The 24,714-nt window shown below is 67.1% G+C and carries 20 protein-coding genes; 9 read left to right on the forward strand and 11 right to left on the reverse strand.

All coding sequences use genetic code 11. The features are described 5' to 3' along the window. Window positions 1-14: 14 nt before the first annotated feature. The 3 genes from T8K17_RS16920 to T8K17_RS16930 all read right to left on the reverse strand — a co-directional run bounded on the left by T8K17_RS16920 (window position 15) and on the right by T8K17_RS16930 (window position 2,907). Complete coding sequence (locus T8K17_RS16920) at window positions 15-1,142, reverse strand: M20 family metallopeptidase (RefSeq protein ID WP_322330912.1); 1,128 nt, start codon at window positions 1,140-1,142, stop codon at window positions 15-17. Between the two features lie 203 nt (window positions 1,143-1,345). Next, complete coding sequence (locus tag T8K17_RS16925) at window positions 1,346-2,119, reverse strand: phytanoyl-CoA dioxygenase family protein (RefSeq protein ID WP_322330913.1); 774 nt, start codon at window positions 2,117-2,119, stop codon at window positions 1,346-1,348. A gap of 155 nt (window positions 2,120-2,274) precedes the next feature. Further along, window positions 2,275-2,907, reverse strand: a complete 633-nt coding sequence (locus T8K17_RS16930; RefSeq protein WP_322330914.1) for a TetR family transcriptional regulator C-terminal domain-containing protein — start codon at window positions 2,905-2,907, stop codon at window positions 2,275-2,277. Between the two features lie 233 nt (window positions 2,908-3,140). Between T8K17_RS16930 and T8K17_RS16935 the strand changes: the two genes are divergently transcribed. From T8K17_RS16935 to T8K17_RS16960, 6 genes are all read left to right on the forward strand, one after another. Next, window positions 3,141-4,388 carry a Zn-dependent hydrolase gene (locus tag T8K17_RS16935; RefSeq protein WP_322330915.1) on the forward strand — a complete coding sequence of 416 codons (1,248 nt, stop codon included), beginning with the start codon at window positions 3,141-3,143 and terminating at the stop codon, window positions 4,386-4,388. Window positions 4,389-4,433: 45 nt separating this feature from the next. Then, on the forward strand, window positions 4,434-5,891 hold the full coding sequence (hydA, locus tag T8K17_RS16940) for a dihydropyrimidinase (RefSeq protein WP_322330916.1): 1,458 nt from the start codon (window positions 4,434-4,436) through the stop codon (window positions 5,889-5,891). Between the two features lie 125 nt (window positions 5,892-6,016). Then, a complete protein-coding gene (locus tag T8K17_RS16945; protein ID WP_416153200.1) occupies window positions 6,017-6,790 on the forward strand; it encodes an ABC transporter ATP-binding protein in 774 nt (257 codons plus the stop codon). Then, the gene (locus T8K17_RS16950) at window positions 6,787-7,662 is read left to right on the forward strand and encodes an ABC transporter permease (RefSeq protein WP_322330918.1); all 876 of its coding nucleotides are present in this window, start codon (window positions 6,787-6,789) and stop codon (window positions 7,660-7,662) included. The genes T8K17_RS16945 and T8K17_RS16950 overlap by 4 nt, the downstream gene beginning before the upstream one ends. Continuing rightward, window positions 7,659-8,744, forward strand: a complete 1,086-nt coding sequence (locus T8K17_RS16955; protein ID WP_322330919.1) for an ABC transporter permease — start codon at window positions 7,659-7,661, stop codon at window positions 8,742-8,744. Before T8K17_RS16950 ends, T8K17_RS16955 begins: the two co-directional genes overlap by 4 nt. A gap of 50 nt (window positions 8,745-8,794) precedes the next feature. Next, window positions 8,795-9,784 (forward strand): ABC transporter substrate-binding protein, encoded by a 990-nt coding sequence (locus T8K17_RS16960; RefSeq protein WP_322330920.1) that lies wholly within the window; start codon window positions 8,795-8,797, stop codon window positions 9,782-9,784. A gap of 202 nt (window positions 9,785-9,986) precedes the next feature. Here the strand turns inward: T8K17_RS16960 and T8K17_RS16965 are convergent, their stop codons facing one another. The 4 genes from T8K17_RS16965 to T8K17_RS16980 all read right to left on the reverse strand — a co-directional run bounded on the left by T8K17_RS16965 (window position 9,987) and on the right by T8K17_RS16980 (window position 14,260). Beyond that, window positions 9,987-10,268: a GIY-YIG nuclease family protein gene (locus tag T8K17_RS16965; protein WP_322330921.1), complete on the reverse strand. Its 282-nt coding sequence runs from the start codon at window positions 10,266-10,268 to the stop codon at window positions 9,987-9,989. 173 nt (window positions 10,269-10,441) lie between these two features. After that, window positions 10,442-11,158 carry a response regulator transcription factor gene (locus T8K17_RS16970; protein ID WP_322330922.1) on the reverse strand — a complete coding sequence of 239 codons (717 nt, stop codon included), beginning with the start codon at window positions 11,156-11,158 and terminating at the stop codon, window positions 10,442-10,444. Further along, window positions 11,155-13,890, reverse strand: a complete 2,736-nt coding sequence (locus T8K17_RS16975; RefSeq protein WP_322330923.1) for a PAS domain S-box protein — start codon at window positions 13,888-13,890, stop codon at window positions 11,155-11,157. The genes T8K17_RS16970 and T8K17_RS16975 overlap by 4 nt, the downstream gene beginning before the upstream one ends. A gap of 97 nt (window positions 13,891-13,987) precedes the next feature. Continuing rightward, complete coding sequence (locus T8K17_RS16980; protein ID WP_322330924.1) at window positions 13,988-14,260, reverse strand: DUF1127 domain-containing protein; 273 nt, start codon at window positions 14,258-14,260, stop codon at window positions 13,988-13,990. Between the two features lie 162 nt (window positions 14,261-14,422). Between T8K17_RS16980 and T8K17_RS16985 the strand changes: the two genes are divergently transcribed. Both T8K17_RS16985 and T8K17_RS16990 read left to right on the forward strand, forming a co-directional pair. Further along, the gene (locus T8K17_RS16985; protein ID WP_322330925.1) at window positions 14,423-15,607 is read left to right on the forward strand and encodes a Xaa-Pro peptidase family protein; all 1,185 of its coding nucleotides are present in this window, start codon (window positions 14,423-14,425) and stop codon (window positions 15,605-15,607) included. Window positions 15,608-15,640: 33 nt separating this feature from the next. Beyond that, a complete protein-coding gene (locus T8K17_RS16990) occupies window positions 15,641-16,405 on the forward strand; it encodes an Asp/Glu racemase (RefSeq protein ID WP_322330926.1) in 765 nt (254 codons plus the stop codon). 152 nt (window positions 16,406-16,557) lie between these two features. Here T8K17_RS16990 and argE read toward each other — a convergent pair whose 3' ends face one another. The 4 genes from argE to T8K17_RS17010 form a co-directional block, all read right to left on the reverse strand. Then, complete coding sequence (gene argE / locus T8K17_RS16995) at window positions 16,558-17,721, reverse strand: acetylornithine deacetylase (RefSeq protein ID WP_322330927.1); 1,164 nt, start codon at window positions 17,719-17,721, stop codon at window positions 16,558-16,560. After that, a complete protein-coding gene (gene glpK, locus T8K17_RS17000; protein WP_322330928.1) occupies window positions 17,718-19,205 on the reverse strand; it encodes a glycerol kinase GlpK in 1,488 nt (495 codons plus the stop codon). The genes argE and glpK overlap by 4 nt, the downstream gene beginning before the upstream one ends. 91 nt (window positions 19,206-19,296) lie before the next feature. After that, entirely contained in the window at window positions 19,297-20,871 is a 1,575-nt protein-coding gene (gene glpD / locus T8K17_RS17005) for a glycerol-3-phosphate dehydrogenase (protein WP_416153122.1), read from the reverse strand. A gap of 265 nt (window positions 20,872-21,136) precedes the next feature. Further along, window positions 21,137-23,173, reverse strand: coding sequence for an NADH:flavin oxidoreductase (locus T8K17_RS17010; RefSeq protein WP_322330929.1), 2,037 nt, complete (start codon window positions 23,171-23,173; stop codon window positions 21,137-21,139). Window positions 23,174-23,770: 597 nt separating this feature from the next. On the opposite strand from T8K17_RS17010, the gene T8K17_RS17015 reads away from it, so the two are divergent. Then, complete coding sequence (locus tag T8K17_RS17015; RefSeq protein WP_416153123.1) at window positions 23,771-24,703, forward strand: LysR family transcriptional regulator; 933 nt, start codon at window positions 23,771-23,773, stop codon at window positions 24,701-24,703. The last annotated feature ends 11 nt before the right edge of the window (window positions 24,704-24,714 follow it).

Genomic DNA, 24,714 nt, shown 5'->3' on the forward strand with positions numbered 1-24,714 from the left:
CGTCCGCCAATCCCTTAGTCCAGGGTTTCGAACAGCCGGGCCAGCAGCGTGGTGCGCGGTACCAGGCACGATTTCAGCAGGTGCTCATGGTGGGTGTGCGGGCCGTCGCCGACCACACCCAGACCGTCCAGGGTCGGCAGGCCGAGGGCGCCAGTGAAGTTGCCGTCGCTGCCGCCGCCGGCGATGCGCTCGCCCGGGATCTCGAAGCCGATCTCGCGGGCCAGGGCGCAGGCATGGTCGTACAGCGCCTGGATCTCGGGGCTCTTGGCGTAGGGCGGGCGGAAGAGGCCGGGCGTGACCTCGAGCCGGACGTCCGGATCGACCGGCGTCAGCGCCATCAGCTTCTCGCGGACCTCGGCCTCGCTCTCGACCGTTCCGACCATCGCGTAGACGCAGGCGCGGCACTCGATCGGCACCAGGTTCTCGTGGGTGCCGCCGGAAATCGTGCCGACGTTCAGGGTGATGTAGCGGTCGTAGTCGGTCATCGCCTCGACCGCGGTGACCTGATGGGCCATCTCGCGGATCGCGCTGCGGCCCTTCCAGTGATACGCGCCGGCATGGGCCGGCACGCCAGTGGTCTTCAGGTAGTAGCGGGCGATGCCGTGGCGGGCGACGGTGATGCGGCCGCCGTCGCCGGACGGCTCGACCACCAGCGCCAGCCGGTGCCGGCGCGCCTCGGCCTCGATGCGGGCGCGCGAGCTCGGGCTGCCCATCTCCTCGTCCGGGATGAACATGACGGTGACCGGCAGCTTCGGGCGGCGGCCGGTATCGTGCAGATGGGTCAGGGCCTGCAGCGCCATCACGTTGCCGCCCTTCATGTCGTAGATGCCGGGGCCGTAGACCCGGTCGTCCTCGACCCGCCAGGGCAGCGGCCCGGCCATGGTGCCGACCGGATGCACGGTGTCCATGTGGCCCAGAAGCAGGATGCCCTCTCCATTTGTCTCGCCGGGGATCCGGCCGATCAGGATGTCCGCGAACCCGTCGGTCCCCGGAACCCGCTCGATGGCGGCACCGATCGCCCGGAGCTGGCTCTCGGCCAGGTCGGCCACCCGGTTCACGGCGGCCGCGTCCTGGGTCGGGCTCTCGATCTCCACCCATTGCTTGACGGCGTCGAGGAGGGCGTCGGTGGTCAGCGTCTTCATGGGAGTCCTGTCTCGCTTGGCGGCGCCCGTCGCCCGGGCGGTGGGACTGGGAGGGCAGGGCGAACAGTCAACGCCGGCCCGATCCCGAGCGTCCAGCATCCCCATCCCGACAGCCGTGCACAATGGCCGACGAGCGCCAGCATATTCAGCGCATCGGAATCCTCGTCAATCCGAAGGGTCGTCCGGTCCTCTTCCGCCGGGCCCTATTCGAACGGAATGAACATATGCGGGTTGCCGACATCTCTGAGGTGCAGCGCGGATTTCAGTGACACGACCCGGATTTCGAGCGACCTGCGACGTCCAGCGTTCACCAGGCTGTGCTGTGTCCCGTGGATGTGCTGGTGGTCGAAGACGATCACGTCCCCGGCATTCAGAACCGTGTCGAAGATCGGGGACTCCGGCTCCTTTTCCGCGAGCGCCAGGATTTCATCGTTGCTGTATTTGACCTCTTCCTGCCGCGTGGCGGGGATCATGCCGTTTTCGTCCGCGATCTCGACCGCGCGTTGCCAATAGTCATGCGGCCAATGGGGGATCCGACACATCGTCATGCCCGGTGCGGTCACGCCGACATCGTTCAGCGGCACCCAGGTATTCAGCATCGGCGTCGACATACCCAGCAGGAACGCATCGTAGTGCCAGCGTGCCGGGGTCGGCCGATTCACAGGATTGAAGTCGCGCATGATCGTGGAACTGAGACACAACGCGATATCCGGCCCCAAAACCTCATGCCAGACGGCTTCGATTTCAGTGCCCTTGAACAGCGCGAACAGACCCCTTGGATGGCCGATCGTGCCCTCGGCGATCATGTCTCGAAGCGTCTTCTCCGATTTCCGACCGGCAAGACCCGCGGATTGCGCCGGGCGGTCTCCGAGGGCCCAGGCATTGAGTCCGTTCAAAATCTCGATGGTCTGCGGCGGCAAGACATTCTCAAGGACGCGGAGCGTCGGCGGAACGGCGTGGGGAGGGTCCAGGGACATGACGCGCACCCGCCTTTCGGAGGTAGAAGAAAAAGGGCCTCAATATTAGAAAATCCCCGATCCGCCCTGTCGAGCAGTAAGTCAGATCGTCGTCACTGCAACACACGCTCGTGTAGCCTCGCCGGTACATGGAAGTGGGGTTGCGCAAGAGGATGTCACTCCGGCCGCAACCCCCGCAGGATCACCTCCTCCATGAACCGCTCCGCGCCGGCGTAGCGCGCCGACTCGTCGGTTTCGCGGCCGAGCACGGCCTGAACCTGGGTGTCGAAATCGGCGTAGTGCTGGGTCGTGGCCCAGAGCGCGAAGATCAGGTGATAGGGGTCGTGCGGCGCCAGCTTGCCGTCGGCGATCCACGCGCGGATCACCGCCACCTTCTCGTCCACCAGGTCCTTCAACTCGCCTTCCAGCACGTCGCGGATCAGCGGTGCGCCGGCCAGGATCTCGCCGGCGAACAGCCGCGACTCCTGTGGCCGTGCGCGCGACATCTCAAGCTTGCGGCGGATGTAGCCGCGGATCTCGGCCAGCGGCTCCCCGGCCGGGTCGAGGGCCATCAGCGGTTCCAGCCAGGTCTCCAGCGTGCGGCCGAGCACGGCGCGGTAGATCTGCTCCTTGCCGGGGAAGTAATAGATCAGGTTGGGCTTCGACATGCCCGCTCCGGCGGCGATCTCGTCCAGGGTCGCACCGGCGAAGCCGTTCTGGGCAAAGATGTCCAGGGCGGACGACAGAATCCGGCCTTCCTTCTCTTCTTGGATGCGGGTGCGGCGGCGGGTCTCTGCGGCGCGGGCCATGCGTCTCCGACGGTGTCTCCGGATCCCCGATAGGCGCATGATTCTGCACAAAAATCGGGCAGGCGGCGGGTAAACTATGACCTTGACCGGCAACCATGGCCTGATAGCCTAGTTTTTGACCATTTGGTCAAGGTCATATGATTACAGGCGGAAGTCGCGCGGCCCGCAACCCCCAAGCGGTTGGGGACCCAGGCGGGCGGGCGGACTCCCGAGCACGGAAGGGGGAGTCCGGTATGTCGGCGGCGAGCAACCTGCGGATCAACGGCGATCGGCTGTGGGACAGCCTGATGGAGATGGCGAAGATCGGCCCCGGCATCGCCGGCGGCAACAACCGCCAGACCCTTACCGACGAGGACGCCGAGGGCCGCGCCCTATTCCAGAAATGGTGCGAGGCCGAGGGCTGCACCATGGGCGTCGACAAGGCCGGCAACATGTTCTTCCGGCGCGAGGGCACCGATCCCGACGCGCTGCCGGTCTATGTCGGCAGCCACCTGGACACCCAACCGACCGGGGGCAAGTACGACGGCGTTCTCGGCGTGCTCGGCGCGCTGGAGGTCGTGCGCAGCCTGAACGAGGCCGGCGTGAAGACCAAGCACCCGATCGTCGTGGTCAACTGGACCAACGAGGAGGGCACCCGCTTCGCCCCGGCGATGATGGCCTCGGGCGTGTTCGCCGGCATTCACACGCTCGACTGGGCCTATGCCCGCACCGATCGAGACGGCAAGAGCTTCGGCGACGAGCTGAAGCGCATCGGCTGGGTCGGCGACGAGGAGGTCGGCGCCCGCAAGATGAAGGCCTTCTTCGAGCTGCATATCGAGCAGGGGCCGATCCTGGAGGCCGAGGGCAAGGATATCGGCGTCGTCACCCACGGCCAGGGGCTGACCTGGCTGCAGTTCACGATCACCGGCAAGGAGAGCCACACCGGCTCCACCCCGATGCCGATGCGGGTGAACGCGGGGCTCGGCATGGCGCGGATCACCCAGCTGGTGGATGAGATCGCCTGGAGCCACGAGCCGCACGCCGTGGGCGCCATCGGCCATTGCGAGATCTATCCGAATTCCCGGAACATCATTCCCGGCCGCGCCGTCTTCACCGTCGATTTCCGCTCCCCCGACAAGGCTATCATCGAGGATATGGAGACCCGCCTGAAGGAAGGCGCGCAGAAGATCTGCGACGAGATCGGCCTCACCATGGAAGTCGAGAAGGTCGGCGGCTTCGACCCCGTCGAGTTCGACGAAGGCTGCGTGACCATGATCCGCGAGGCCGCCGAGCGGCTCGGCTACAGCCACCGCAATCTGGTCTCCGGCGCCGGCCACGACGCCTGCTGGATCAACCGGGTGGCGCCGACCGCCATGGTCATGTGCCCCTGCGTCGACGGCTTGAGCCACAACGAGGCGGAAGAGATCTCTCCGGACTGGGCGCGGGCCGGCACTGACGTGCTGTTCCAGGCCGTGGTGGAAGCGGCGGAGATCGTCGCCTGAGCTAACGTCACAGAAGAAAATCCGCACGAGGCAGAGGAGGAATAGATGGCGAGCAAGGTGATCAAGGGCGGGACCGTCGTCACCGCCGATCTGACCTTCGAGGCGGATGTCCTGGTGGAGGGCGGCAAGATCACGGCCGTGGGCCCGAACCTGTCCGGCGACGAGGTGCTGGACGCGGTCGGCTGCTACGTGATGCCGGGCGGCATCGACCCCCACACCCATATGGAAATGCCCTTCATGGGCACCTATTCCGCCGACGATTTCGAGAGCGGCACCCGCGCCGGCCTCTCTGGTGGGACCACCATGGTGGTCGACTTCTGCCTACCGGCGCCGGGCCAGTCGCTGCTGGAGGCGATGCAGGCCTGGGACAACAAGTCGTCCAAGGCCTGCGCCGACTATTCCTTCCACATGGCCATCACCTGGTGGGGCGAGCAGGTCTGGAAGGAGATGGAAACGGTGGTCGATCGCGGCATCACCACCTTCAAGCACTTCATGGCCTATAAAGGCGCGCTGATGATCGACGACGACGAGATGTACTCGTCGTTCCAGCGCTGCGCCGATCTGGGGGCCATGCCCCTGGTCCATGCGGAGAACGGCGACGTGGTCGCCCAGCTCCAGGCCAAGCTGATGGCCGAGGGCAATACCGGGCCGGAGGCGCATGCCTATTCCCGCCCGCCGGAAGTGGAAGGCGAGGCGGCGAACCGCGCCATCATGATCGCCGACATGGCCGGTGTGCCGCTCTACATCGTTCATGTGTCCTGCGAGGAGGCCCACGAGGCGATCCGCCGGGCCCGGCAGAAGGGCATCCGCGTCTTCGGCGAGCCGCTGATCCAGCATCTGGTGCTGGACGAGAGCGAGTATCAGCACCCGGATTGGGACCATGCCGCCCGCCGGGTGATGTCGCCGCCGTTCCGCTCCAAGCTGCATCAGGACGGCCTGTGGGCCGGTCTTGCCGCCGGCAGCCTGCAGGTGGTCGCCACCGACCATTGCGCCTTCACCACCGAGCAGAAGCGCTACGGCGTGGGCGACTTCACCAAGATCCCGAACGGCACCGGCGGCCTGGAAGACCGTCTGCCGGTGCTCTGGACCCGGGGGGTGAATACCGGCCGGCTGACCATGAACGAGTTCGTGGCCGTCACCTCCACCAACATCGCCAAGATCCTGAACATGTACCCGCGCAAAGGCGCGATCCGCGAGGGCTCCGACGCGGATATCGTGGTGTGGGACCCGAAGCGCTCGAAGACGATCTCAGCCGGCAACCAGCAGTCGGTCATCGACTACAACGTGTTCGAGGGGATCGAGGTCACCGGCCTGCCGCGCTTCACCCTGACCCGCGGCGAGGTGGCCATCGTCGAGAGCGAGGTGAAGGCGAAGCCGGGCCACGGCGAGTTCGTGAAGCGGCCGGCCAACCCGGCCCCGAACCGGGCGCTGTCGACCTGGAAGGAGATCACCGCGCCGCGCAAGGTGATCCGCGACCCGGCCAAGATGCCGGCCGGCGTCTGATCCCGCCTTTCGGTCCCCAGGCCGGCCGACGGAATGGCCGGCCGGCGCAACGATAGAACGCCAAGGAGGGCGTCGCCTTGAACCTTGCCTCGCCCAGCGCTTCCGCACCTTCCGGCGTACCGGTCATCCGGGCCGAGCATCTGGACCTGACGTTCCAGACCGGCGACGGACCGGTTCAGGCGCTGAGCGATGTGTCGCTGACCATCGACAAGGGCGATTTCGTCTCGTTCATCGGCCCCTCCGGCTGCGGCAAGACCACCCTGCTGCGGGTGATCGCCGACCTGGAGCAGCCGACCGGCGGCTACATTTCGGTCAACGGCGTCTCGCCGGAGCAGGCGCGGCTGAACCGGGCCTACGGCTATGTGTTCCAGGCGGCCGGTCTGTATCCCTGGCGCACCATCGCCCGCAACGTGGCGCTGCCGCTGGAGATCATGGGCTATTCCAAGGCCGAGCAGCGCGAGCGCATCGCCCGGACCCTGGAGCTGGTCAACCTGACCGGCTTCGAGAACAAGTTCCCCTGGCAGCTTTCCGGCGGCATGCAGCAGCGCGCCTCCATCGCCCGGGCGCTGTCCTTCGACGCCGACATCCTGCTGATGGACGAGCCGTTCGGGGCGCTGGACGAGATCGTGCGCGACCACCTGAACGAGCAGCTCCTGCAGCTCTGGGCGCGGACCACCAAGACCATCGCCTTCGTCACCCACTCGATCCCCGAGGCGGTCTACCTCTCCACCAAGATCGTCGTCATGTCGCCTCGGCCGGGCCGGGTCACCGACGTGATCGAGAGCACCCTGCCGCGCGAGCGCCCGCTCGACATCCGCGAGACACCCGAGTTTCTGGAAATCGCCCACCGGGTGCGCGAAGGGCTGCGGGCCGGTCATTCCTACGAGGACGCGGAATGACGGCGGGGGGCGGCAAGACCTTTCCCATTCTGGTCGTCGTCGCGGCGATCGTCTGCATCTGGTACGCCGCGACAATCTGGCTGAACACGCCGTGGCAGTTGGGCGTCTACGAACGCGAGGGGCGGGACTGGGCCGCCGCCGATCTGGTCGTCGACACCATGGCGCAGGAGCGCCCGGTCCTGCCGTCGCCGCATCAGGTGGCGGTGGAGATCTGGCAGACCACGGCGGAGAAGAAGGTCACCTCCAAGCGCAGTCTTGTCTACCACGCCTGGATCACGCTCTCGGCGACCCTGGCCGGCTTCGCGATGGGCACGGTGCTGGGCGTCGTGCTGGCCGTCGCCATCGTCCACAACCGGGCGACCGACCGTTCCGTCATGCCCTGGGTGATCGCCAGCCAGACCATCCCGATCCTGGCGATCGCGCCGATGATCATCGTGGTGCTGAATGCGGTCGGCCTGTCCGGCTTGCTGCCCAAGGCGCTGATCTCCACCTATCTCAGCTTCTTCCCTATCGTCGTCGGCATGGTGAAGGGGCTGCGCGCGCCGGAGGCGATCCAGCTCGACCTGATGCGCACCTACAGCGCCTCCACCTCCCAGGTGTTCTGGAAACTGCGCTGGCCGCATTCCATGCCCTATCTCTTCGCCTCCATGAAGGTGGCCGTGGCCATCAGCCTGGTCGGCGCCATCGTCGGCGAGCTGCCGACCGGAGCCGTCGCCGGGCTCGGCGCGCGGCTGCTGGCGGGCTCGTATTACGGCCAGACGGTGCAGATCTGGTCGGCGCTGATCGTCGCTGCCGTCCTGGCGGCGATGCTGGTCGCCATCGTCGGGCTCGCCGGGAGCTACGTGTCCCGGCGCATGGGGGTGCGGCCATGACCCGGCTGCAGAGCGGCCTCGCGGCGGCCATCGGGCTGCTGGGCCTGCTCGGGCTGGTGCTGCCGCTGTCGGCGCAGACGGGGCTGACCGACACGCCGTTTCTCACCATCTTCGCGCTGCTCTGCGTGGTGAGCCTCGTGCGGTTCCGTTTTCCGCTGCCGGTTCTTGTGGACGGCTGCCTGACCCTGGCCGCCGGGATCGCGCTGCTCATGGCCCTCACGGTGATCGATCGGGGAGGTGCCGGATACTGGTGCCTCGCCGTGGCCGGTTGGCTCTCTGCCTGGCTGTTCGTGGAGCGGCTGACCGCTTCGGGGCGGGGAGGGCGTTGGACCGCACTCGCCGTGCCGGTGCTGTTCGGCGTCACCCTGCTGGTGCTGTGGGAGGTGATCACCCGGGGGCTGAATGTGCCCATGGTCCTGCTGCCGCCGCCCTCGGCCATCGGCGCCCGCTTCGCCGCGTCGATCCCGATCCTGTGGGCCGACTTCCAGCAGACCTTCCTGAAGGCCGTGCTGATCGGCTACGCGCTCGGCTGCGGCTCGGCCTTCCTCGTCGCCATCGCCATCGACCGCTCGCCCTTCCTGCAGCGCGGCTTGCTGCCGGTCGGAAACCTGATCTCGGCCCTGCCGATCATCGGCATCGCTCCGATCATGGTCATGTGGTTCGGCTTCGACTGGCCGTCCAAGGCGGCGGTGGTCATCGTCATGACCTTCTTCCCGATGCTGGTGAACACGGTCGCCGGCCTTGCCGAGGCCGGGCGGATGGAGCGCGATCTGATGCGCACCTACGCGGCCGGCTATTGGCAGACCCTGGTGAAGCTGCGGCTGCCGGCGGCGGCGCCCTTCATCTTCAACGCGCTGAAGATCAACTCCACCCTGGCGCTGATCGGTGCCATCGTGGCGGAGTTCTTCGGCACCCCCATCGTCGGGATGGGGTTCCGCATTTCCACCGAAGTCGGCCGCATGAATGTCGACATGGTGTGGGCTGAGATCGCGGTGGCCGCAGTGGCCGGCTCCGCGTTTTTCGGTGCCGTCGCGCTCGTGGAGCGGGCCGTCACCTTCTGGCATCCGTCGAACCGGGCCTGACCAAACCGGCCCGGCGCGCGGATGCGTCAACAAGAACAGGGAGCACAGACATGCGCAGACTGATTGCAGGAGCCGTATTGGGAGTGATGGGTCTGGCCGCCTCCCAGGCCATGGCGGCGGACGAGGTGACGCTGCAGCTGAAATGGGTCACCCAGGCCCAGTTCGCCGGCTATTACGTGGCCAAGGACAAGGGATTCTACGACGAGGAAAATCTCGACGTCACCATCAAGCCGGGCGGCCCGGACATCGCCCCGCCGCAGGTGATCGCCGGCGGCGGTGCCGACGTGATCATCGACTGGATGCCGTCCGCGCTCGCCAGCCGCGAGAAGGGCGTGCCGCTGGTCAACATCGCCCAGCCGTTCAAGAGCTCGGGCATGATGCTGACCTGCCGCAAGGACACCGGCATCACCAAGCCGGCCGACTTCAAGGGCAAGACCCTGGGCGTGTGGTTCTACGGCAACGAGTATCCCTTCCTGTCCTGGATGGCCCAGCTCGGCATCCCGACCGACGGCTCGGCCGAGGGGGTGAAGGTGCTCAAGCAGGGTTTCAACGTCGATCCGCTGCTGCAGAAGCAGGCCGATTGCGTGTCGACCATGACCTATAACGAGTACTGGCAGATCATCGACGCCGGCATTCCCGCCGAAGAACTGGTGGTGTTCAAGTACCAGGAGCAGGGTGTCGCCACGCTCGAGGACGGCCTCTATGTGATGGAGGACAAGCTCCAGGATCCGGCTTTCGTGGACAAGATGGTCCGCTTCGTGCGCGCCTCCATGAAGGGCTGGAAATGGGCGGAAGCGAACCCGGACGCGGCGGCCGAGATCGTGCTCGACAACGACGCGAGCGGTGCCCAGACCGAGAAGCACCAGAAGCGCATGATGGGCGAGATCGCCAAGCTGACCGCCGGCTCGAACGGCGCGCTGGCCGAGGCCGACTACACCCGCACGGTCGACACCCTGCTGGCCGGCGGCTCCGACCCGGTGATCTCCAAGAAGCCGGAAGGTGCCTGGACCCACGCGATCACCGACGAGGCGCTGAAGTGAGGTTGGGTGTGTAACCGACCGCCCGATCGGTTCTGAACGACATCGAAGCCCGGCCCGGGCACCTGGGCCGGGCTTTTCACATCCGCTCCCCCCTCGTCATCCCGAACTCGTTTCGGGACCTTGCAGTGCTTGGGTGGGGTGAGGTCCCGAAACAAGTTCGGGATGACGGGTGAAGGGGAGAAGGCTCAGGGGCAGGGACCCGCTAGTCACCCGGCCAGAGGTCCAACCACTCGGGATTGCCCTGTTCGATCAGGGCGATCTTCCAATCCCGATGCCAGTTCTTGAGCTGCTTCTCGCGCCGGATCGCCGCCTCCATCGTCGGTGGATGTTCGTAGTAGACAACCCGCCGCAGCTTGTATTTGGACGCGAAGGCGGACCCTTCTCCGCGTCGATGCTGGCTGATCCTGCGGGCAGGGTTGCTGGTCACGCCGATATACAAGGTTCCGCGCGTTTTATTGGTGACGATGTAGACCGTGGGCAGCATGCCGACGCTATGGAACGGCCACCGTACTTTTCCAGCATCGGTCCGCTTGCCCCGCACACCCCACCCCGTCATCCCGAACTTGTTTCGGGACCTCACCCCGTCCAACCGCCTTGGGGTCCCGAAACAAGTTCGGGATGACGATGCAAGCTGGAGACAGGACCCGCAGTCGCCGTTTACCCCGCGGCCTTCGCCGGCACGAACAGGTACCCCGCCCCGCGGACGGTCTTGATCACCCTGGGGGTCTTGGGATCCGGTTCGATCTTGCGGCGCAGGCGGGCGATGCGGATGTCGATCGAGCGGTCGAACGGGTCGCTGTCCCGGTTATGGGCCAGATCCAGCAGCTGCTCGCGCGAGAGCACCCGGTTCGGGCGCTCGGCGAAGGTGCGCAGCAGGTCGAATTCCATCGCGGTGATCGCCACTTCCGCACCGGCCCCGTCGAACAGCTTGTGGGCGCCGAGATCCAGCAGGTGGTCGCCGAACCGGACGCGCTGGCTGGCATCGACGGCCCCGTCGGCGGTCCGCCGCACCCGGCGCAGCACCGCCTTGACCCGGGCCAGCAGTTCGCGCAGGTCGAACGGCTTGGTCACGTAGTCGTCCGCACCCATCTCGATGCCGACCACCCGCTCCACCACCGCGTCGCGGGCGGTGAGCATGATCACTCCGGCGCCCGACTTCTCGCGCAGATGACGGGCGAGGCTGAGCCCGTCCTCGCCGGGCATGGTGATGTCGAGAACGACCAGATCCAGCTCCGACTGCTCCACCAGCCGGCGCAGGGCGGTGCCGCCATCGGCCTTGCTGACCCGGTAGCCGTTGATCTCCAGGTATTCGGCGACGGTCTCGCGGATGTCGCGCTCGTCGTCGACGACGGCGATGTGGATCCGGTCGCTCAAGAGGCGGCCTCCGCCAGCCGTGCGATCAGTCCGCGCAGTTCCGCCGGCATCACCGGCTTCTCCAGATAGGGCCGGCCGGCCTCGTCGAGGAAGCGGCGGATCGCCGGGCTCATGGTGTCGCCGGTGACGAAGGCCATGCGGGACAGCAGCTCCGGATGGCGGTCGCAGATCACGGAGTAGAGGGCCGGGCCGTCCAGGTCGGGCATCCGGACGTCGCTCAGGATGGCGTCGTACTGGCGGAACAGCAGCCGCTCCAGCGCCGCCCGGCCGGAGGTGACGACATCCACCGTGTGACCGTCGAAGACCAGGGACTCGCGGATGATTTCGGCCACCTCCGGCTCGTCGTCGATCACCAGCACCGTCAGCCCGGTATCGTCGCCGGCATCGTCCTCGGCACCGTCCTCGCTCCCCTCGGCGGCGCACGTCGGGAAGCGCAACGTGAAGGTCGTGCCCTTGCCCGGCGTGCTGTCCAGGCAGATCGAGCCGCCATGGGCATCGACGATCCGGTGCACGATGGTCAGGCCGATGCCCGTGCCCTCGCCGAGATCCTTGGTGGTGAAGAACGGCTCGAAGATCCGCGAGGCCATCTCCTCGGGTACGCCGCGGCCGTTGTCCCTGACCTTGAGCACCGCTTGGCGCCGGCCGCGGTCGTAATGGGTGACCAGCCGCAGCCGGTGCGGCATCGGCTGGTTCTCCATGGCGTGCAGGGCGTTGACGATCAGGTTGGTGAGCACCTGGTTGATCTGGTCACCATCCGCCAGGATCGCCGGCACCGTCGGGTTCAGCTCCAGGCTCACATCCACGTCGTGGGTGCGCAGCATGTAGCCGGTCATCTCCAGCGCGCTTTCCACGATGTCGTTCAGCCGTACCGGCCGCATCTCGCTCGGCTGCTGGCGGGCCATGGCGAGAAAGGTCTTCACGATCCGCGCGCAGCGGTCGGCGGCATCGCCGATCTTGCGGGCGCGCTCGACGATCGCGGCGTCCTTGGCGGTCTCGCGCAGGAGCATGGCCTGGCCGACCACGACGGAGAGCGGGTTGTTCAGCTCGTGGCTGACCCCGGCCAGTAGTTCACCCAGGGCGCTCAGCTTTTCCGACTGATGCAGCGCCTCGCGCTGGCGGGCCATCTCCTCTTCCATCTTGCGGCGCTCGGTCAGGTCGTAGGTGGAGGACACCACGACCTCCTGGCCCTGATACTCGACCAGCCGCGCCGAGATCGAGGCGCAGAACTCATGCCCGTCGGAGCGGCGCAGAAAGGTCTCGAACGCATCGACCCGCCGGTCGCGGCGCAGCATGTCCAGGTATCGGTCCCGATCGGCGGCGTCGACGAAGAAGTCGCGGGCCGACAGGGTGCCGCCCATGGAATCGCGCTGGAACATCTGCCTGGAGGCTGGGCTCTCGTAGATGATCCGGCCGTCGATCGCCCGGGTCATGCCGACCGGGACGGGGCAGGCATCGAGGATTCGGCGGATCAGCGCCTCGCTCTGGCGCAGGGACTGCTCGGCCCGTTTGCGTTGGGTGATGTCGGCCCGGATGGTGACGGAGCCGCCATCGGTGGTGCGGTGATTGACCATCAGGCGCCATTCGCCGTTGGTCAGCTCGACTTCGATCGGGTGGCCGTCAAAGTCCGCAAGACGAGAGACGATCCAGCGGATCTGGTTGGTGTCGCCCTCGACCAGTCGGCCGTCGAAGCGGCGGACGTTTCTGAAGAACCGCTTGATGTTCTGTGTCCGGTCACTGCCGACCATCTCGTCCGGCGTCATGCCGTAAGGGGCGGAGAAGGCCTCGTTGCAGAACAGCACGGTGCTGTCGGGCGCGCTGATGACGAAGCCCTCGCTCATGCTGTTGATCGCGTCCTGCAGGAGCTGGGCGATCTTTTGTCGCTCGGCCCGGGCGGCGAGCCGTTCGGAGATGTCCTGGATGTCGGAGATGATGATCGCCTTGCCTTCGATCTCGGCATGGGCGATGGCGATCTCGACCGGGAAGAGGCTGCCGTCGGCCCGTTTGGCCTGGGTCTCCATCCGGCGCGACGGGCGGCTCATCCGGCCGTTGGCCATGAACTGCGCCATGCCGGAATCGTGGCCGGCCCGGTGGGCGTCGGGGACGATCAGGTCGCCGATCGGCTGGCCGATGGCGCGGCCGCGGGAATAGCCGAACATCTTCTCTGCCGCCGGGTTGAACTCGACGATCAGCCCCTGCTCGTCGGTGGCGACGATGGCGTCGAGCACGTTGCCGAGCAGGACCCGGTTGATCGCCTCGGCCTGACCCACCCGGGCGACCGCTTCCTTCTCGATGGTGATGTCGGCCATGCTGCCGACCAGCATGCGCGGTTCGCCCGACGACGCGCCCTCGATCCGCCGCAGGCGGTCGCGGATCCACATGTAGTCGCCGTTGCTGTCGCGCAGGCGGTACTCGATCACGGTCTCGCCGGATTTTTCCGGCACCGCGTCCAGGGTGGCGAAATACGCCGCGGTATCCTCGGGATGAATCAGCGTGGTGCCGAAGCCGCTGTCGTCGACGAAGCGGGCGGCGGGATGGCCGGTCACCGCTTCCACATTGTCGCTGATATAGACGGTGCGGCGGTCGGCATCGATGTCGACCAGATAGAAGACGATTGAGGAATGGGCGACGGCGAAGTCGAGCAGCGCCGCGCGGTGCGCCTCGCCCATCTCCGCATACCGGACAGGCGCGGAGGCGGGCGAGGCGGCGCGGTCGGTCTTCGGATCGGCGATCATGGCGGGCCGGCGTCGCGATTTACCTGTGGGATGTCCGGACGCTGCCGGACGGGATCGCGTCAGTATGCCATGTCTCGCCATGCTCCGCGTCTCCGCATCAACGCCAGGTGGTGGAGCGCCGGGGATCGACGCCTGGGTGGTCGACCGAGGCACGGGCAATGCGGTGGATGCTGCTGCCCTCGATGCCGATATCGCGCAGGATCCGGGCGTCCAGGTTTTCCAGCTCGGCCGCGGTGCGCCGCAGCCGGTACGAGCGGCTGATCGACCGCAGCGGCCAGGTCAGCAGGCGGGCGACGCCGATCAGCGCGGCATAGGGCTCGGCCAGGGCCGAGGCGGCGATGGTGAAGGCGTTGTCGGTGCGCTGGGTCATGGGGACCTCCTGTGGGGGACTGGGGAGTCCTGTCTGTCGGATACCCAAACTAAGCGCGCGATGTTTCCCCTCGGCCTCGGGGCGGCGGGTGTTCTGTTTCAATTGTTTCCGGGGGCGGAGCCATGAAACGATGGTCGCCCCGCAGCCTGCTCGAGATGTGCCATGGCCGATGACCGACCGCCGCGCGGCTTTCCCGCCGCCGAGTTCGAAAGCCGGCTCGCCCGCGCCCAGGCGCTGATGGACGCGCAGGGCCTGGACGCGCTGCTGCTGACCACCGAGCCGGATATCCGGTGGTTCACCGGGTTCCTCACCCAGTTCTGGCTGAGCCCGACCCGGCCCTGGTTCCTGGTGGTCCCGGCCACGGGCAAGCCGGTCGCGGTCATTCCGGGCATCGGCTCGGAGGCGATGGGGCGGACGTGGATTGAGGATATCCGCACGTGGTCGTCGCCGCATCCCGGCGACGACGGTTTGACGTTGCTGGCCGACGCGCTGCGCGAGGCGGCGGGCGAGGGTGGTGCGGTCGGGCTGCAGATGGGGCCGGAGACCCATCTCCGCATGCCGCTGCGCGATCTGGAGCGCCTGCGGGCGGCGTTGCCCGGCTTGTCCTGGGAGGATGCGAGCGGGGTCATGCGCCGTCTGCGTCAGGTGAAGTCGAAGGCGGAGATCGCCAAGATCGCCGAGGCCTGCCGCATCGCCTGCGATGCCTTCGACCGGCTGCCGGAGATCGCCGGGGCGGGAATGACCGAGGTGGAGGTGTTCCGCGCCTTCAAGATCGCCTGCCTCCAGGCCGGGGCGGACGATGTGGACTACCTGGTCGGCGGCGCCGGGCCTGGCGGGTATGGCGACATCATCTCGCCGCCGTCGGAGCGCCGGCTGCAGGCGGGGGACGTGCTCATCCTCGATGTGGGACTGGTGTTCGACGGCTACTATTGCGACTTCGACCGGAACTTCTCAGTGGGCCCGCCCTCCGATCCGGTGAAGCGGGCCTACGAGGCGGTGTGGCTGGCGACCGAGGCGGGGCTCGCGGCGGCACGGGCGGGGGTGACCTGCGCCGACCTGTTCCGGGCGATGAACGCGGTCACCGCCCCGTTGGCCGATCCGTCGGCTGGCGGCGCGGTCGGCCGACTCGGCCATGGGCTCGGCATGGTGCTGACAGAGTTCCCGTCCATCGCCGACTGGGACGACACGGTGCTGGAGCCGGGCTACGTAATGACCCTGGAGCCGGGGATGGCGACGGCACCGGGGAAGATGATGGTGCATGAGGAGAATGTGGCGATCACGCAGGAGGCGCCGCGGCTGCTCACCCGTCGCGCCGACCGCGAGATTCCGGTACTGAGTACGTCATGAGATCCGCATACGAAGAACAGGAAGGGAATGAAGATGCCCCTCGCTTTCGAAACGGATGACGGGATCGGTACCCGGGCCACCCTGGGCCTGATCGTGCTGAAGACCGACGAGACCATCGAGCACGAGTTCCGGGTCTTCGTGCCGACCGACGGGGTGGTGCTCTATCACAGCCGCATCCCCATGGCGCCCGACGTCACCGCCGAGTCCCTGGCACGGATGCGCGAGGACATTCCGGGTGCCGCCGTCATGTTCCCGCAGACCGCGCCCTTCGACGTGATCGGCTACGGCTGCACGTCGGGGGCGACGGTGATCGGACCGGAGGGGGTGGCCGCGGGCATTCACCGGCACTACCCGCAAGCGGCGGTGACCGAACCGCTCTCGGCGGCGCGGGCCGCGCTCGAAGCGCTCGGCCTGCGCCGGATCGCGCTGCTGTCGCCTTATGTGGAGCCCGTCTCCCGCGCCCTGCGCGAGGCGTTCCAGGCCTCGGGCACGCAGATCGCCGCCTTCGCCAGCTTCGACGAAGGCCGCGAGAGCGTGGTCGCCCGGATGACCCCGCGCTCGCTGCTGGCGGCGATCGAGCAGACGGTCGCGGGGCAGCAGGTCGATGGGGTGTTCATGTCCTGCACCAACCTGCGCATGGCGCCGGTTCTGGCGGAGGCGGAGCGCCGGATCGGCGTACCTGTGCTCGCCAGCAACCAGGTGCTCGCCTGGCACATGATGCGGCTGGCCGGGGTCGAGGACGCGGTGCCGGCGGGCGGCCGGCTGTTCACGGTGTCGGCGTTGGAGAAGGCGGCATAAGGGGGAGAACATTCTCCCGACCCTGTCATCCCGAACTCGTTTCGGGACCTCATGGGCGTTCGGCAAAGTGAGGTCCCGAAACGAGTTCGGGATGACGAGAAGGGGATTAGAAACGGTCTGAATTACCCGATGCCGGGAGCAATCGCCCGTCGTTAAGCCGCCAGCTTCGGCAACAGCCGTTCGATCATCGTGGCGCATTGCTGGAGCTGATCGAGGCTGACGAACTCGTCGGGCTTATGGGCCTGGGCGATGCTGCCGGGCCCGCAGACGACGGTGTGAATGCCCGCCGCCTGGTACAGCCCGGCCTCGGTGCCGAAGGCGACCACCTCCGCCGCATTGGCGCCGGTCAGTTCCGACACCAGCGCCACCGCTTCGCTGTCCAGCATCGGCTCCAGCCCCTCGATCTCGCCGATGGTATGGGTGACGATGCTGGCCTTCAGGTCCACCGCATGCATGCGCGGCAGCAGTTCCCGGTCCACATAGTCGCGCAGGATCTCCTTGGCCAGGTCGGCATCGGCCCGGTTCACCGGCCGCATCTCCCATTCCAGCGCGCAGTGCCGCGGAATCACGTTGCGGGCGATGCCGCCATGGATCACCCCGCATTGCAGGGTGGTGTGCGGCGGATCGAACCGGCTGTCGGCCGGTGCGCGGTGGCGCATCACCTCGCCGGTCTCGAGCAGCTTGGAGATGAACCGGGCGGCGAACTCCACCGCATTGACGCCGGCATCCGGATTGGACGCATGGCCCTCCAGCCCGGTGAACTCGGTGGTGTATTCGTAGGTGCCCTTGTGCCCTTCGATGATCCGCATCTCGGTCGGTTCGCCGACGATGCAGATCTTCGGCTTCAGCCCGCTGTCGGCGATCCCCTGAATCAGCCGCGGGGCGCCGAAGCAGCCGGTCTCCTCGTCATAGGTGAAGGCGAGGTGCAGCGGGCGCGACAGGTTGGCGGCGGCGAACCGTGGGGCGAGCGCCAGGGCGGTGGCCAGGAAGCCCTTCATGTCGCAGGAGCCCCGGCCGAGGATCAGGCCGTCGCGCTCCTCCGCCCGGAACGGGTCGCAGGTCCAGGGCTGACCCTCGACCGGGACCACGTCGGTGTGGCCGGACAGCACGATGCCACCGTCGACCTTCGGCCCGATGGTGGCGAACAGGTTGGCCTTGAGGCCGGTGTCGTCACGGGTGATCGCCACGTCGGCCCCGATCGTGGAGAGCCGGTCGGCGCAATGCTCGATCAGGTTCAGGTTGCTTTCGGCCGAGACCGTCGGAAACGAGATCAGGTCGCCGAGGATCTCCCGGATATCGGCCAGGGCGTCGTTCATGTGGTCAGCGTCCGTTTCACCGCATCGCGCCAGCCGGCCAGCAGGCGCTGACGGACGTCATCCTTCATCGCCGGTTCGAACCGCCGGTCGCGCTTCCACTGCTTGGCGAAGCCTTCCATGTCGGGCCACACACCGGCCTTCTGCCCGGCCAGCCAGGCCGCACCCAGCGCGGTCGTCTCCAGCACCATGGGACGGTCGACCTGGGCGGCGAGGATGTCGGTCAGCCGCTGCATCATCCAGTCGTTGGCCACCATGCCGCCATCCACCCGCAGAACCACGTCGCCGCCATCGGACCAGTCCGCGTGCATGGCGTCAATCAGGTCCGCGGTCTGGAAGCACACGCTGTCCAGCGCGGCGCGGGCGAACTCCTTCGGCCCGGTGCCGCGGGTGAGGCCGAACATGGTGCCGCGGGCTTCCGGATCCCAGTGCGGCGCGCCCAGGCCGGTGAAGGCCGGCACGAGATAGACCGACTGCTCCGGATCGGCCTCGTCGGCCATCTTCGCCGACTGGTCGGCCCGGTCGATGATGCCGAGCCCGTCGCGCAGCCACTGGATCGCCGCCCCGGCGACGAAAATCGAGCCCTCCAGCGCGTAGGTGACCTTGCCGTCGAGCTGGTAGGCGATGGTGGTCAGCAGGCGGTTCTTGGAGAGGACGGGCGTGTCGCCGGTGTTGAGCAGCGCGAAGCAGCCGGTGCCGTAGGTGGATTTCACCATGCCCGGCTCGAAGCAGGCCTGGCCGACGGTGGCCGCCTGCTGGTCCCCGGCCACGCCCAGGATCGGGATGGCGGCGCCGAACAGGGACGGCTCGGTGGTGCCGAACTCAGCCGCACTGTCGAGCACCTCAGGCAGCAGCGCCTTGGGGATGTCGAGCAGCTTCAGGATATCGTCGTCCCAGCGTCCCTCGCGGATGTTGTAGAGCAGGGTGCGCGCGGCATTGGTGGCGTCGGTAACGTGCCGCTTGCCGCCGGTCAGGTGCCAGATCAGGAAGCTGTCGACGGTGCCGAAGGCCAGCTTTCCGGCCTCGGCCTTCTCGCGGGCGCCCTCCACCGTGTCGAGCAACCAGGCGAGCTTGGTGCCGGAGAAATAGGGGTCGAGCAGCAGGCCGGTCTTCTCGGTGACCATGGCCTCGTGGCCGTCGGCCTTCAGGCGCGAGCACATTTCCGCCGTGCGCCGGTCCTGCCAGACGATGGCCCGGTGCACGGCCTCGCCGGTCTCGCGGTCCCACAGGACCACAGTCTCGCGCTGGTTGGTGATGCCGATGGCGGCGATGTCGCCGGCAGAGAGCCCGGCATCGGCAAGGGCGATGCGCACGGTCGCTTCGGTGGTGCGCCAGAGATCCTTGGCCTCGTGTTCGACCCAGCCGGATCGGGGAAAGTGCTGGTCGAACTCCTGCTGGCCGACGCCCTTGATGCTGAAATGCCCGTCGAAGACGATGGCGCGGGACGAGGTCGTCCCCTGGTCGATGGCGAGAACGTAGCCGGACATTCGGCCTCCCTGCGGTACGTGTTTTTCTGGTCCCCGGCACGGTCGGCCGGGTGATCCCCCGGTGGGTTCGTTAACCTTGTCTGCTCCGCCTTTACTCTGCCGCTTCGGCCCGACGGGTGCGAGCGCTAATCCAGTCCTCCAGCGCCTTGGCGGATGCCTGGTCGAACTTCAGGCCCAGCTTTGAGCGGCGCCACAGCACATCCTCCGCGTTCATCGCCCATTCGTTCTCGACGAGATAGGCGACCTCGGACGCATAGAGCGTGTCGCCGAAATGCTTGCCCAGATCCTGCAGGGAGGCGGCCTCGCCCAGGAAGTGGCGGGCGCGGGTGCCGTATTGCCGGATCAGCCGGTGGGTGTGCGGTTCGGTCAGGAAGGGGTAGTCGCGCATCAGATCGGCGACCAGGTCGGAGAAGCCGCCGATGGGGAAGTCGCCGCCGGGCAGGGTGGCGCCGTGGGTCCAGGCCTCGCCGCGTTTGCCGATGGCGTCCTCGATCTTCTCAACCACCGCTTCGGCGAGCTTGCGGTAGGTGGTGATCTTGCCGCCGAAAATGTTGATCAGCAGCCCGTCCTTACCCTTGCCGTCGGTGCGGAGGACATAGTCCCGGGTCGCCACCTGGGCCTCCGACGCGCCGTCGTCGTAGAGCGGTCGCACACCGGAATAGGTCCACACGATGTCGGCCGGCGAGATGTCCTGAGCGAAATAGTCGCTGGCACCCTTGCAGAGATAGGCGATCTCCTCGTCGGAGATCTTCACCTCCGCCGGGTCGTCCTTCCAGTCGCGGTCGGTGGTTCCGATCAGCGTGTAGTCGCGCTGGTAGGGGATGGCGAAGAAGATCCGGTTGTCGGCGTTCTGGAAGATGTAGCAGCGGTCGTGGTCGTAGAGCTTCGGCACGACGATGTGGCTGCCCTGGACCAGACGGACGTTGTGCGTGTCGTTCTTGCCGGCGGCGCGGGTCAGCACCCGGTCGACCCAGGGGCCGGCGGCATTGACCACCACGCGGGCGGTGACTGTGGAGCGGGCGCCGGTGACGGTGTCGCGCAGGGAGACCTTCCAGCGATCGCCGGCGCGCTCCAGGGCGACGACTTCCGTACGGGTGCGGATGTCCACGCCCCGGTCGGCGGCATCGCGGGCGTTCAGCACGACGAGCCGGGCATCGTCCACGGCGCAGTCGGAATACTCGAAACCCTTGGTGAAGGTGGGCTTCAGCGGCTTGCCGACAGCGTCGGTGGTCAGATCCACGGTCCGGGTCGGCGGCAGGTGCTTGCGGCCGCCCAGATTGTCGTAGAGGAAAAGTCCGAGCCGCAGCAGCCAGGCGGGGCGCAGGCCCTTGTGGTGCGGCAGCACGAAACGCAGCGGCCAGATGATGTGCGGCGCGCTGCCCCACAGCACCTCGCGCTCGATCAGCGCCTCGCGCACGAGGCGGAACTCGTAATGTTCCAGGTAACGCAGGCCGCCATGGATCAGCTTGGTGGACCAGGACGAGGTGCCCGACGCCAGGTCGTTCATCTCGGCCAGGGCGACGGAATAGCCGCGGCCCACGGCATCGCGGGCGATCCCGCAGCCGTTCACGCCGCCGCCGATGACGAAGACGTCGACATCCGTCTGTCCGTTATTCATATCGCCTCGGTCGGCCGCCGGATCGGTTCCGGCTTCGGTCGCGGCCATGCGGCACTCCGTTACTGCTGTTGTCTTCAACCTAGGGTCCGTGCCGCAGATTTCCATGGCGCGGGCACGCCGGGAAGGATCTTCGCCGCAGCGCAACACGGTACACAAATCCGGCGGGAAAGGCCAATGTCGGCCCTTCGACACGCGCCTTCGGCGCTGCTCAGGATGAGGTCTTTGAAACAATCAACTGTTTGACCTCGCCCTGAGCAGCCCTGTCCCGGCCTTGATCCGGGACGGGGCGTGTCGAAGGGGCGGTTGAGCGCCGCTAGAAATCCTTCACCAGCCGGATCGCGTCGTAGATCGCCGCGTGGATGTTGCGCGAGGCCACGGCATCGCCGAGGCGGAAGAGCTGGTACGTGCCGTCCGGATTGCGCACGACCGTCTGCGGCTGGCCGGCGATAAGGGCGGCGTAGTCCATCTCCCCGCCGTTCCGGCTGTCCGGTTTCAGCGCAACGTATACCTCGTCCAGGGGCAGGGTGCCGTGCTCGACCACGACCTGGTCGACCGCGCGCTCCTCCACCCGCTCGGAATAGTCCGAGCCGATCTGCGCGATCAGGCCGTTGCCGGCGCGGCGCACCGTCAGGACCCGCTTGTTGATGGTGATCCGCGTGCCCGCCCGGTCGAAGGCGCGGGCATAGGCCACGTGGTTCAGCCCGCCGATATCGACGGCGAAGAACCGCTCGGGCGTGACGATCTCCAACCGGGCGCCACCATTGGCGATCACCTCGCCCGCGGACAGGCCCTGATGGGCGGCGTTGTCGTCGTAGATCAGCACGTTCTCGCCCGGCTTCACGTCGCCGGACAGAATGTCCCAGGAGCTGACCACCAGATCCGCGCCCTCGACGATGTCGGTGTTCGGCAAGCCACCGGTGGCGACCAGCACCACGTCGGGATTCTCCGCCAGCACGTCGGACGCCTCGGCATAGGTGTTGAAGCGCATGTCGACGCCGAGCTTGGCGCATTGCTCGGCGCGCCAGTCGACGATGCCGATCAGTTCGCGCCGCCGCGGCACCCGGGCGGCCAGCCGGATCTGTCCGCCCGGCCGGTCGGCGGCCTCGAACAGGATGACGTTGTGGCCGCGCTCTCCGGCGACCCTGGCCGCTTCCAGCCCGGCCGGACCGGCGCCGACGATCACCACCTTCTTCGTCGGCCCGGCGCTGCGGGCGATGACATGGGGGATGGTGCGCTCCCGACCGGTCGCCGGGTTGTGGATGCACAGGGCCTCGTGCCCCTCGTAGATCCGGTCCAGACAATAGGTGGCGCCGACGCAGGGGCGGATATCGGCCTCGCGGCCGGCGGCGACCTTGTTGGCGATATGCGGATCGGCGATGTGCGGGCGGGTCATGCCGACCATGTCCAGCTTGCCCTCGGCGATGGCATGGCGGGCGGTGGCCACGTCGCTGATCCGGGCGGCGTGGAAGATCGGGAATTTCGTCTCCTCACGGATCTCGCCGCAGAAATCCAGGTGCGGGGCCGACGGCGCGCCCTGGATCGGGATGACGTCGGAGAGCGCGGCATCGCTGTCGATATGGCCGCGGATCAGATTCAGAAAATCGACCTTGCCGCAGGTCGCCAGCCGTCGGGCGATCTCCACCCCGTCCTCGCGGGTCAGGCCTTTGTCCCAGTCCTCGTCGGCGACCATGCGCAGGCCGATCAGGAAGTCCGGGCCGACCCGCTCCCGCATGGCGTCCAGCACCCGCCAGGTGAAGCGCAGCCGGTTGTCGAGCGACCCATTGTACTCGTCGGTGCGTCGGTTGGTGGCCGGCGACCAGAACCCGTCGAGGAAGTGGCCGTAGGCCTCGATCTCGATCCCGTCGAGACCGCCCGCCTGCATCCGTTCCGCCGCATCGGCGTAGTCCGTCACGATGCGGTCGAGATCCCAGTCCTCGGCCTCCTTGGGGAAGGCGCGGTGGGCCGGCTCGCGGACCGGGGAGGGGGCCAGCACCGGCAGCCAGTCGGAATGGTTCCAGTTGGTGCGCCGGCCCAGATGGGTGATCTGCATCATGATGGCCGAGCCGTGCTCGTGGCAGGCGTCGCTCAACTCGCGCAGCCAGGGCACGATCTCGTCCTTATAGGCGTAGAGATTGCCGAAGGCGGCGGGGCTGTCGGCGCTGACCACGGCGGACCCGGCGGTCATGGTCAGGGCGATGCCGCCCTTCGCCTTCTCCGTGTGATACAGCCGGTAGCGCTCGGTCGGCATCCCGTCCTCGGAATAGGACGGTTCATGCGCCGTCGACATGAGCCGGTTGCGCAGGGTGAGGTGCCTGAGCTGGTAGGGCTGCAGCAGCGGGTCAGTGGACATCGATCCCCCATCGGTACCGGCAGTCGGCGGCAGGCGGCCTCCGCACCGTCATGGCGCCATGGTGTCGGAAAAACGGTCGGTCGAAAACGTCGAAGTCACCGAAAATTCCCACCGTCCGGCGACGCAGAATTGCGTGTCACCGGTGTGGCGGACAAGTTGAACCCGCGGGCCGAGGTTAAGAAGCAACGGAAGGCCGGTCATGGATCGCCTTCCGTCGCGCCGACTCCGATTTATTCAATTCATGGCGATGGATAGCGGAGTCGGAGGCGATCGGGCGCAGTCGAGGGATTGATAATTGATCAAACGTTAAACGGGAAAAACAAAAGAACGTGGATTGCTGAAGTTTTCGCTGAGCGTCCGGGTCCCTCGTGTCCAATCACCGGATGGGTATGTGGATTGAAGGTGAAAAACGCTGGCCACCTGCCGAACCTGCTGTCCGGCACCAGCAGGGTGGACGAATGCGAATTTCCATATTTCCAGAGTGATTGAATGCTGTGCGATCAGAAGTTGTCTTCATCGCGATGATTGGACGATGCGTGAAAGCTGGATGGCTTTTTGAAGATTTTCAATGAAACTAGTTCAGCATACACTTCCGAAATGGCGCCAAGACTCGAAATTCGTCATCTACAGATGATCCAGGCGATCGCCGATACCGGCCGGGTAACCGAGGCGGCCGAGAAGCTCGGCCTGACGCCGTCGGCGCTGTCGCACCGGATCCGCGAGGCCGAGCGTCGGCTCGATGTGACGCTCTACACCCGGCTGCACAAGCGCCTGCGGATGACCCCGGCGGCGGAGCATCTGGCCCATGTGGCGGAGCGGGTGCTGGCGGATATGGAGCGCGCCGAGGAGGACGTCTGGCGGACCAGCCGGGGCGTGGTCCACGTGGTCCGCATCGCCATCGAGGCGTATAGCTCCTATCACTGGCTGCCGGGTTTTCTCAGTTTCCTGCAGAATGCCGCACCCGACATCGATATCCAGGTCATGGCGGGCGCCAGCCGCGAACCGATGCAGAGCCTGTCTAACCGGCATGTGGATCTCGCGATCATGAGCGGCGAGATCGCGCGGCCCGGAGCGACGGCCGTGCCGCTGTTCGACGACGACCAGCTTTTCATCATGCCGCCGGGCCACCCGCTGGCCGGCCGGGACTACGTCGAAGTCTCCGAACTCGCCGCCGAGGACCTGATCAGCTACAGCAAGACCCCCGGGACGGACGGCGAGGTCGGCCAGATGCTGCGCAACGGCGACAGCGCGAAGAGCCGCTCGGTGACGGTGGAACTGCCGGAGGTGATCGTGGAACTGGTCGCCGCCGGACAGGGCACCAGTGTCCTTGCCGGCTGGGCGGTGGAGACGGCGGTGCGCGCCGGACGGATCAACGCGGCGCGGATCAGCCATGACGGCGTGATCTCGTCCTGGTCGGCGGTGATCCGCAGCGAGGATAACGAGCCGGGAAATCCGATCCGGACGGTCGCCTCGCTCCTGTCCAACTGGTGCGCGCGCACCGGTCACGGGTTCCGACCGGCGCCGGACTGACCGGCGGGTCC

Origin of the sequence: Thalassobaculum sp. OXR-137, from assembly GCF_034377285.1 — a bacterium.
In the GTDB taxonomy this organism is placed as follows: Bacteria; Pseudomonadota; Alphaproteobacteria; order Thalassobaculales; family Thalassobaculaceae; genus Thalassobaculum.

Bases quoted from the DNA above. Each gene is read 5' to 3' on its own strand.
- T8K17_RS16960 (WP_322330920.1), top strand. From the start codon at position 8,795: ATGCGCAGACTGATTGCAGGAGCCGTATTGGGAGTGATGGGTCTGGCC.
- T8K17_RS16975 (WP_322330923.1), bottom strand. From the start codon at position 13,890: ATGATCGCCGATCCGAAGACCGACCGCGCCGCCTCGCCCGCCTCCGCG.
- T8K17_RS16925 (WP_322330913.1), bottom strand. From the start codon at position 2,119: ATGTCCCTGGACCCTCCCCACGCCGTTCCGCCGACGCTCCGCGTCCTT.
- argE (WP_322330927.1), bottom strand. From the start codon at position 17,721: ATGAACGACGCCCTGGCCGATATCCGGGAGATCCTCGGCGACCTGATC.
- T8K17_RS16990 (WP_322330926.1), top strand. From the start codon at position 15,641: ATGCCCCTCGCTTTCGAAACGGATGACGGGATCGGTACCCGGGCCACC.
- T8K17_RS16980 (WP_322330924.1), bottom strand. From the start codon at position 14,260: ATGACCCAGCGCACCGACAACGCCTTCACCATCGCCGCCTCGGCCCTG.
- glpD (WP_416153122.1), bottom strand. From the start codon at position 20,871: ATGGCCGCGACCGAAGCCGGAACCGATCCGGCGGCCGACCGAGGCGAT.
- glpK (WP_322330928.1), bottom strand. From the start codon at position 19,205: ATGTCCGGCTACGTTCTCGCCATCGACCAGGGGACGACCTCGTCCCGC.
- hydA (WP_322330916.1), top strand. From the start codon at position 4,434: ATGGCGAGCAAGGTGATCAAGGGCGGGACCGTCGTCACCGCCGATCTG.
- T8K17_RS16965 (WP_322330921.1), bottom strand. From the start codon at position 10,268: ATGCTGCCCACGGTCTACATCGTCACCAATAAAACGCGCGGAACCTTG.
- T8K17_RS16950 (WP_322330918.1), top strand. From the start codon at position 6,787: ATGACGGCGGGGGGCGGCAAGACCTTTCCCATTCTGGTCGTCGTCGCG.
- T8K17_RS16935 (WP_322330915.1), top strand. From the start codon at position 3,141: ATGTCGGCGGCGAGCAACCTGCGGATCAACGGCGATCGGCTGTGGGAC.
- T8K17_RS16920 (WP_322330912.1), bottom strand. From the start codon at position 1,142: ATGAAGACGCTGACCACCGACGCCCTCCTCGACGCCGTCAAGCAATGG.
- T8K17_RS16930 (WP_322330914.1), bottom strand. From the start codon at position 2,907: ATGGCCCGCGCCGCAGAGACCCGCCGCCGCACCCGCATCCAAGAAGAG.
- T8K17_RS16985 (WP_322330925.1), top strand. From the start codon at position 14,423: ATGGCCGATGACCGACCGCCGCGCGGCTTTCCCGCCGCCGAGTTCGAA.
- T8K17_RS16955 (WP_322330919.1), top strand. From the start codon at position 7,659: ATGACCCGGCTGCAGAGCGGCCTCGCGGCGGCCATCGGGCTGCTGGGC.
- T8K17_RS17015 (WP_416153123.1), top strand. From the start codon at position 23,771: ATGGCGCCAAGACTCGAAATTCGTCATCTACAGATGATCCAGGCGATC.
- T8K17_RS17010 (WP_322330929.1), bottom strand. From the start codon at position 23,173: ATGTCCACTGACCCGCTGCTGCAGCCCTACCAGCTCAGGCACCTCACC.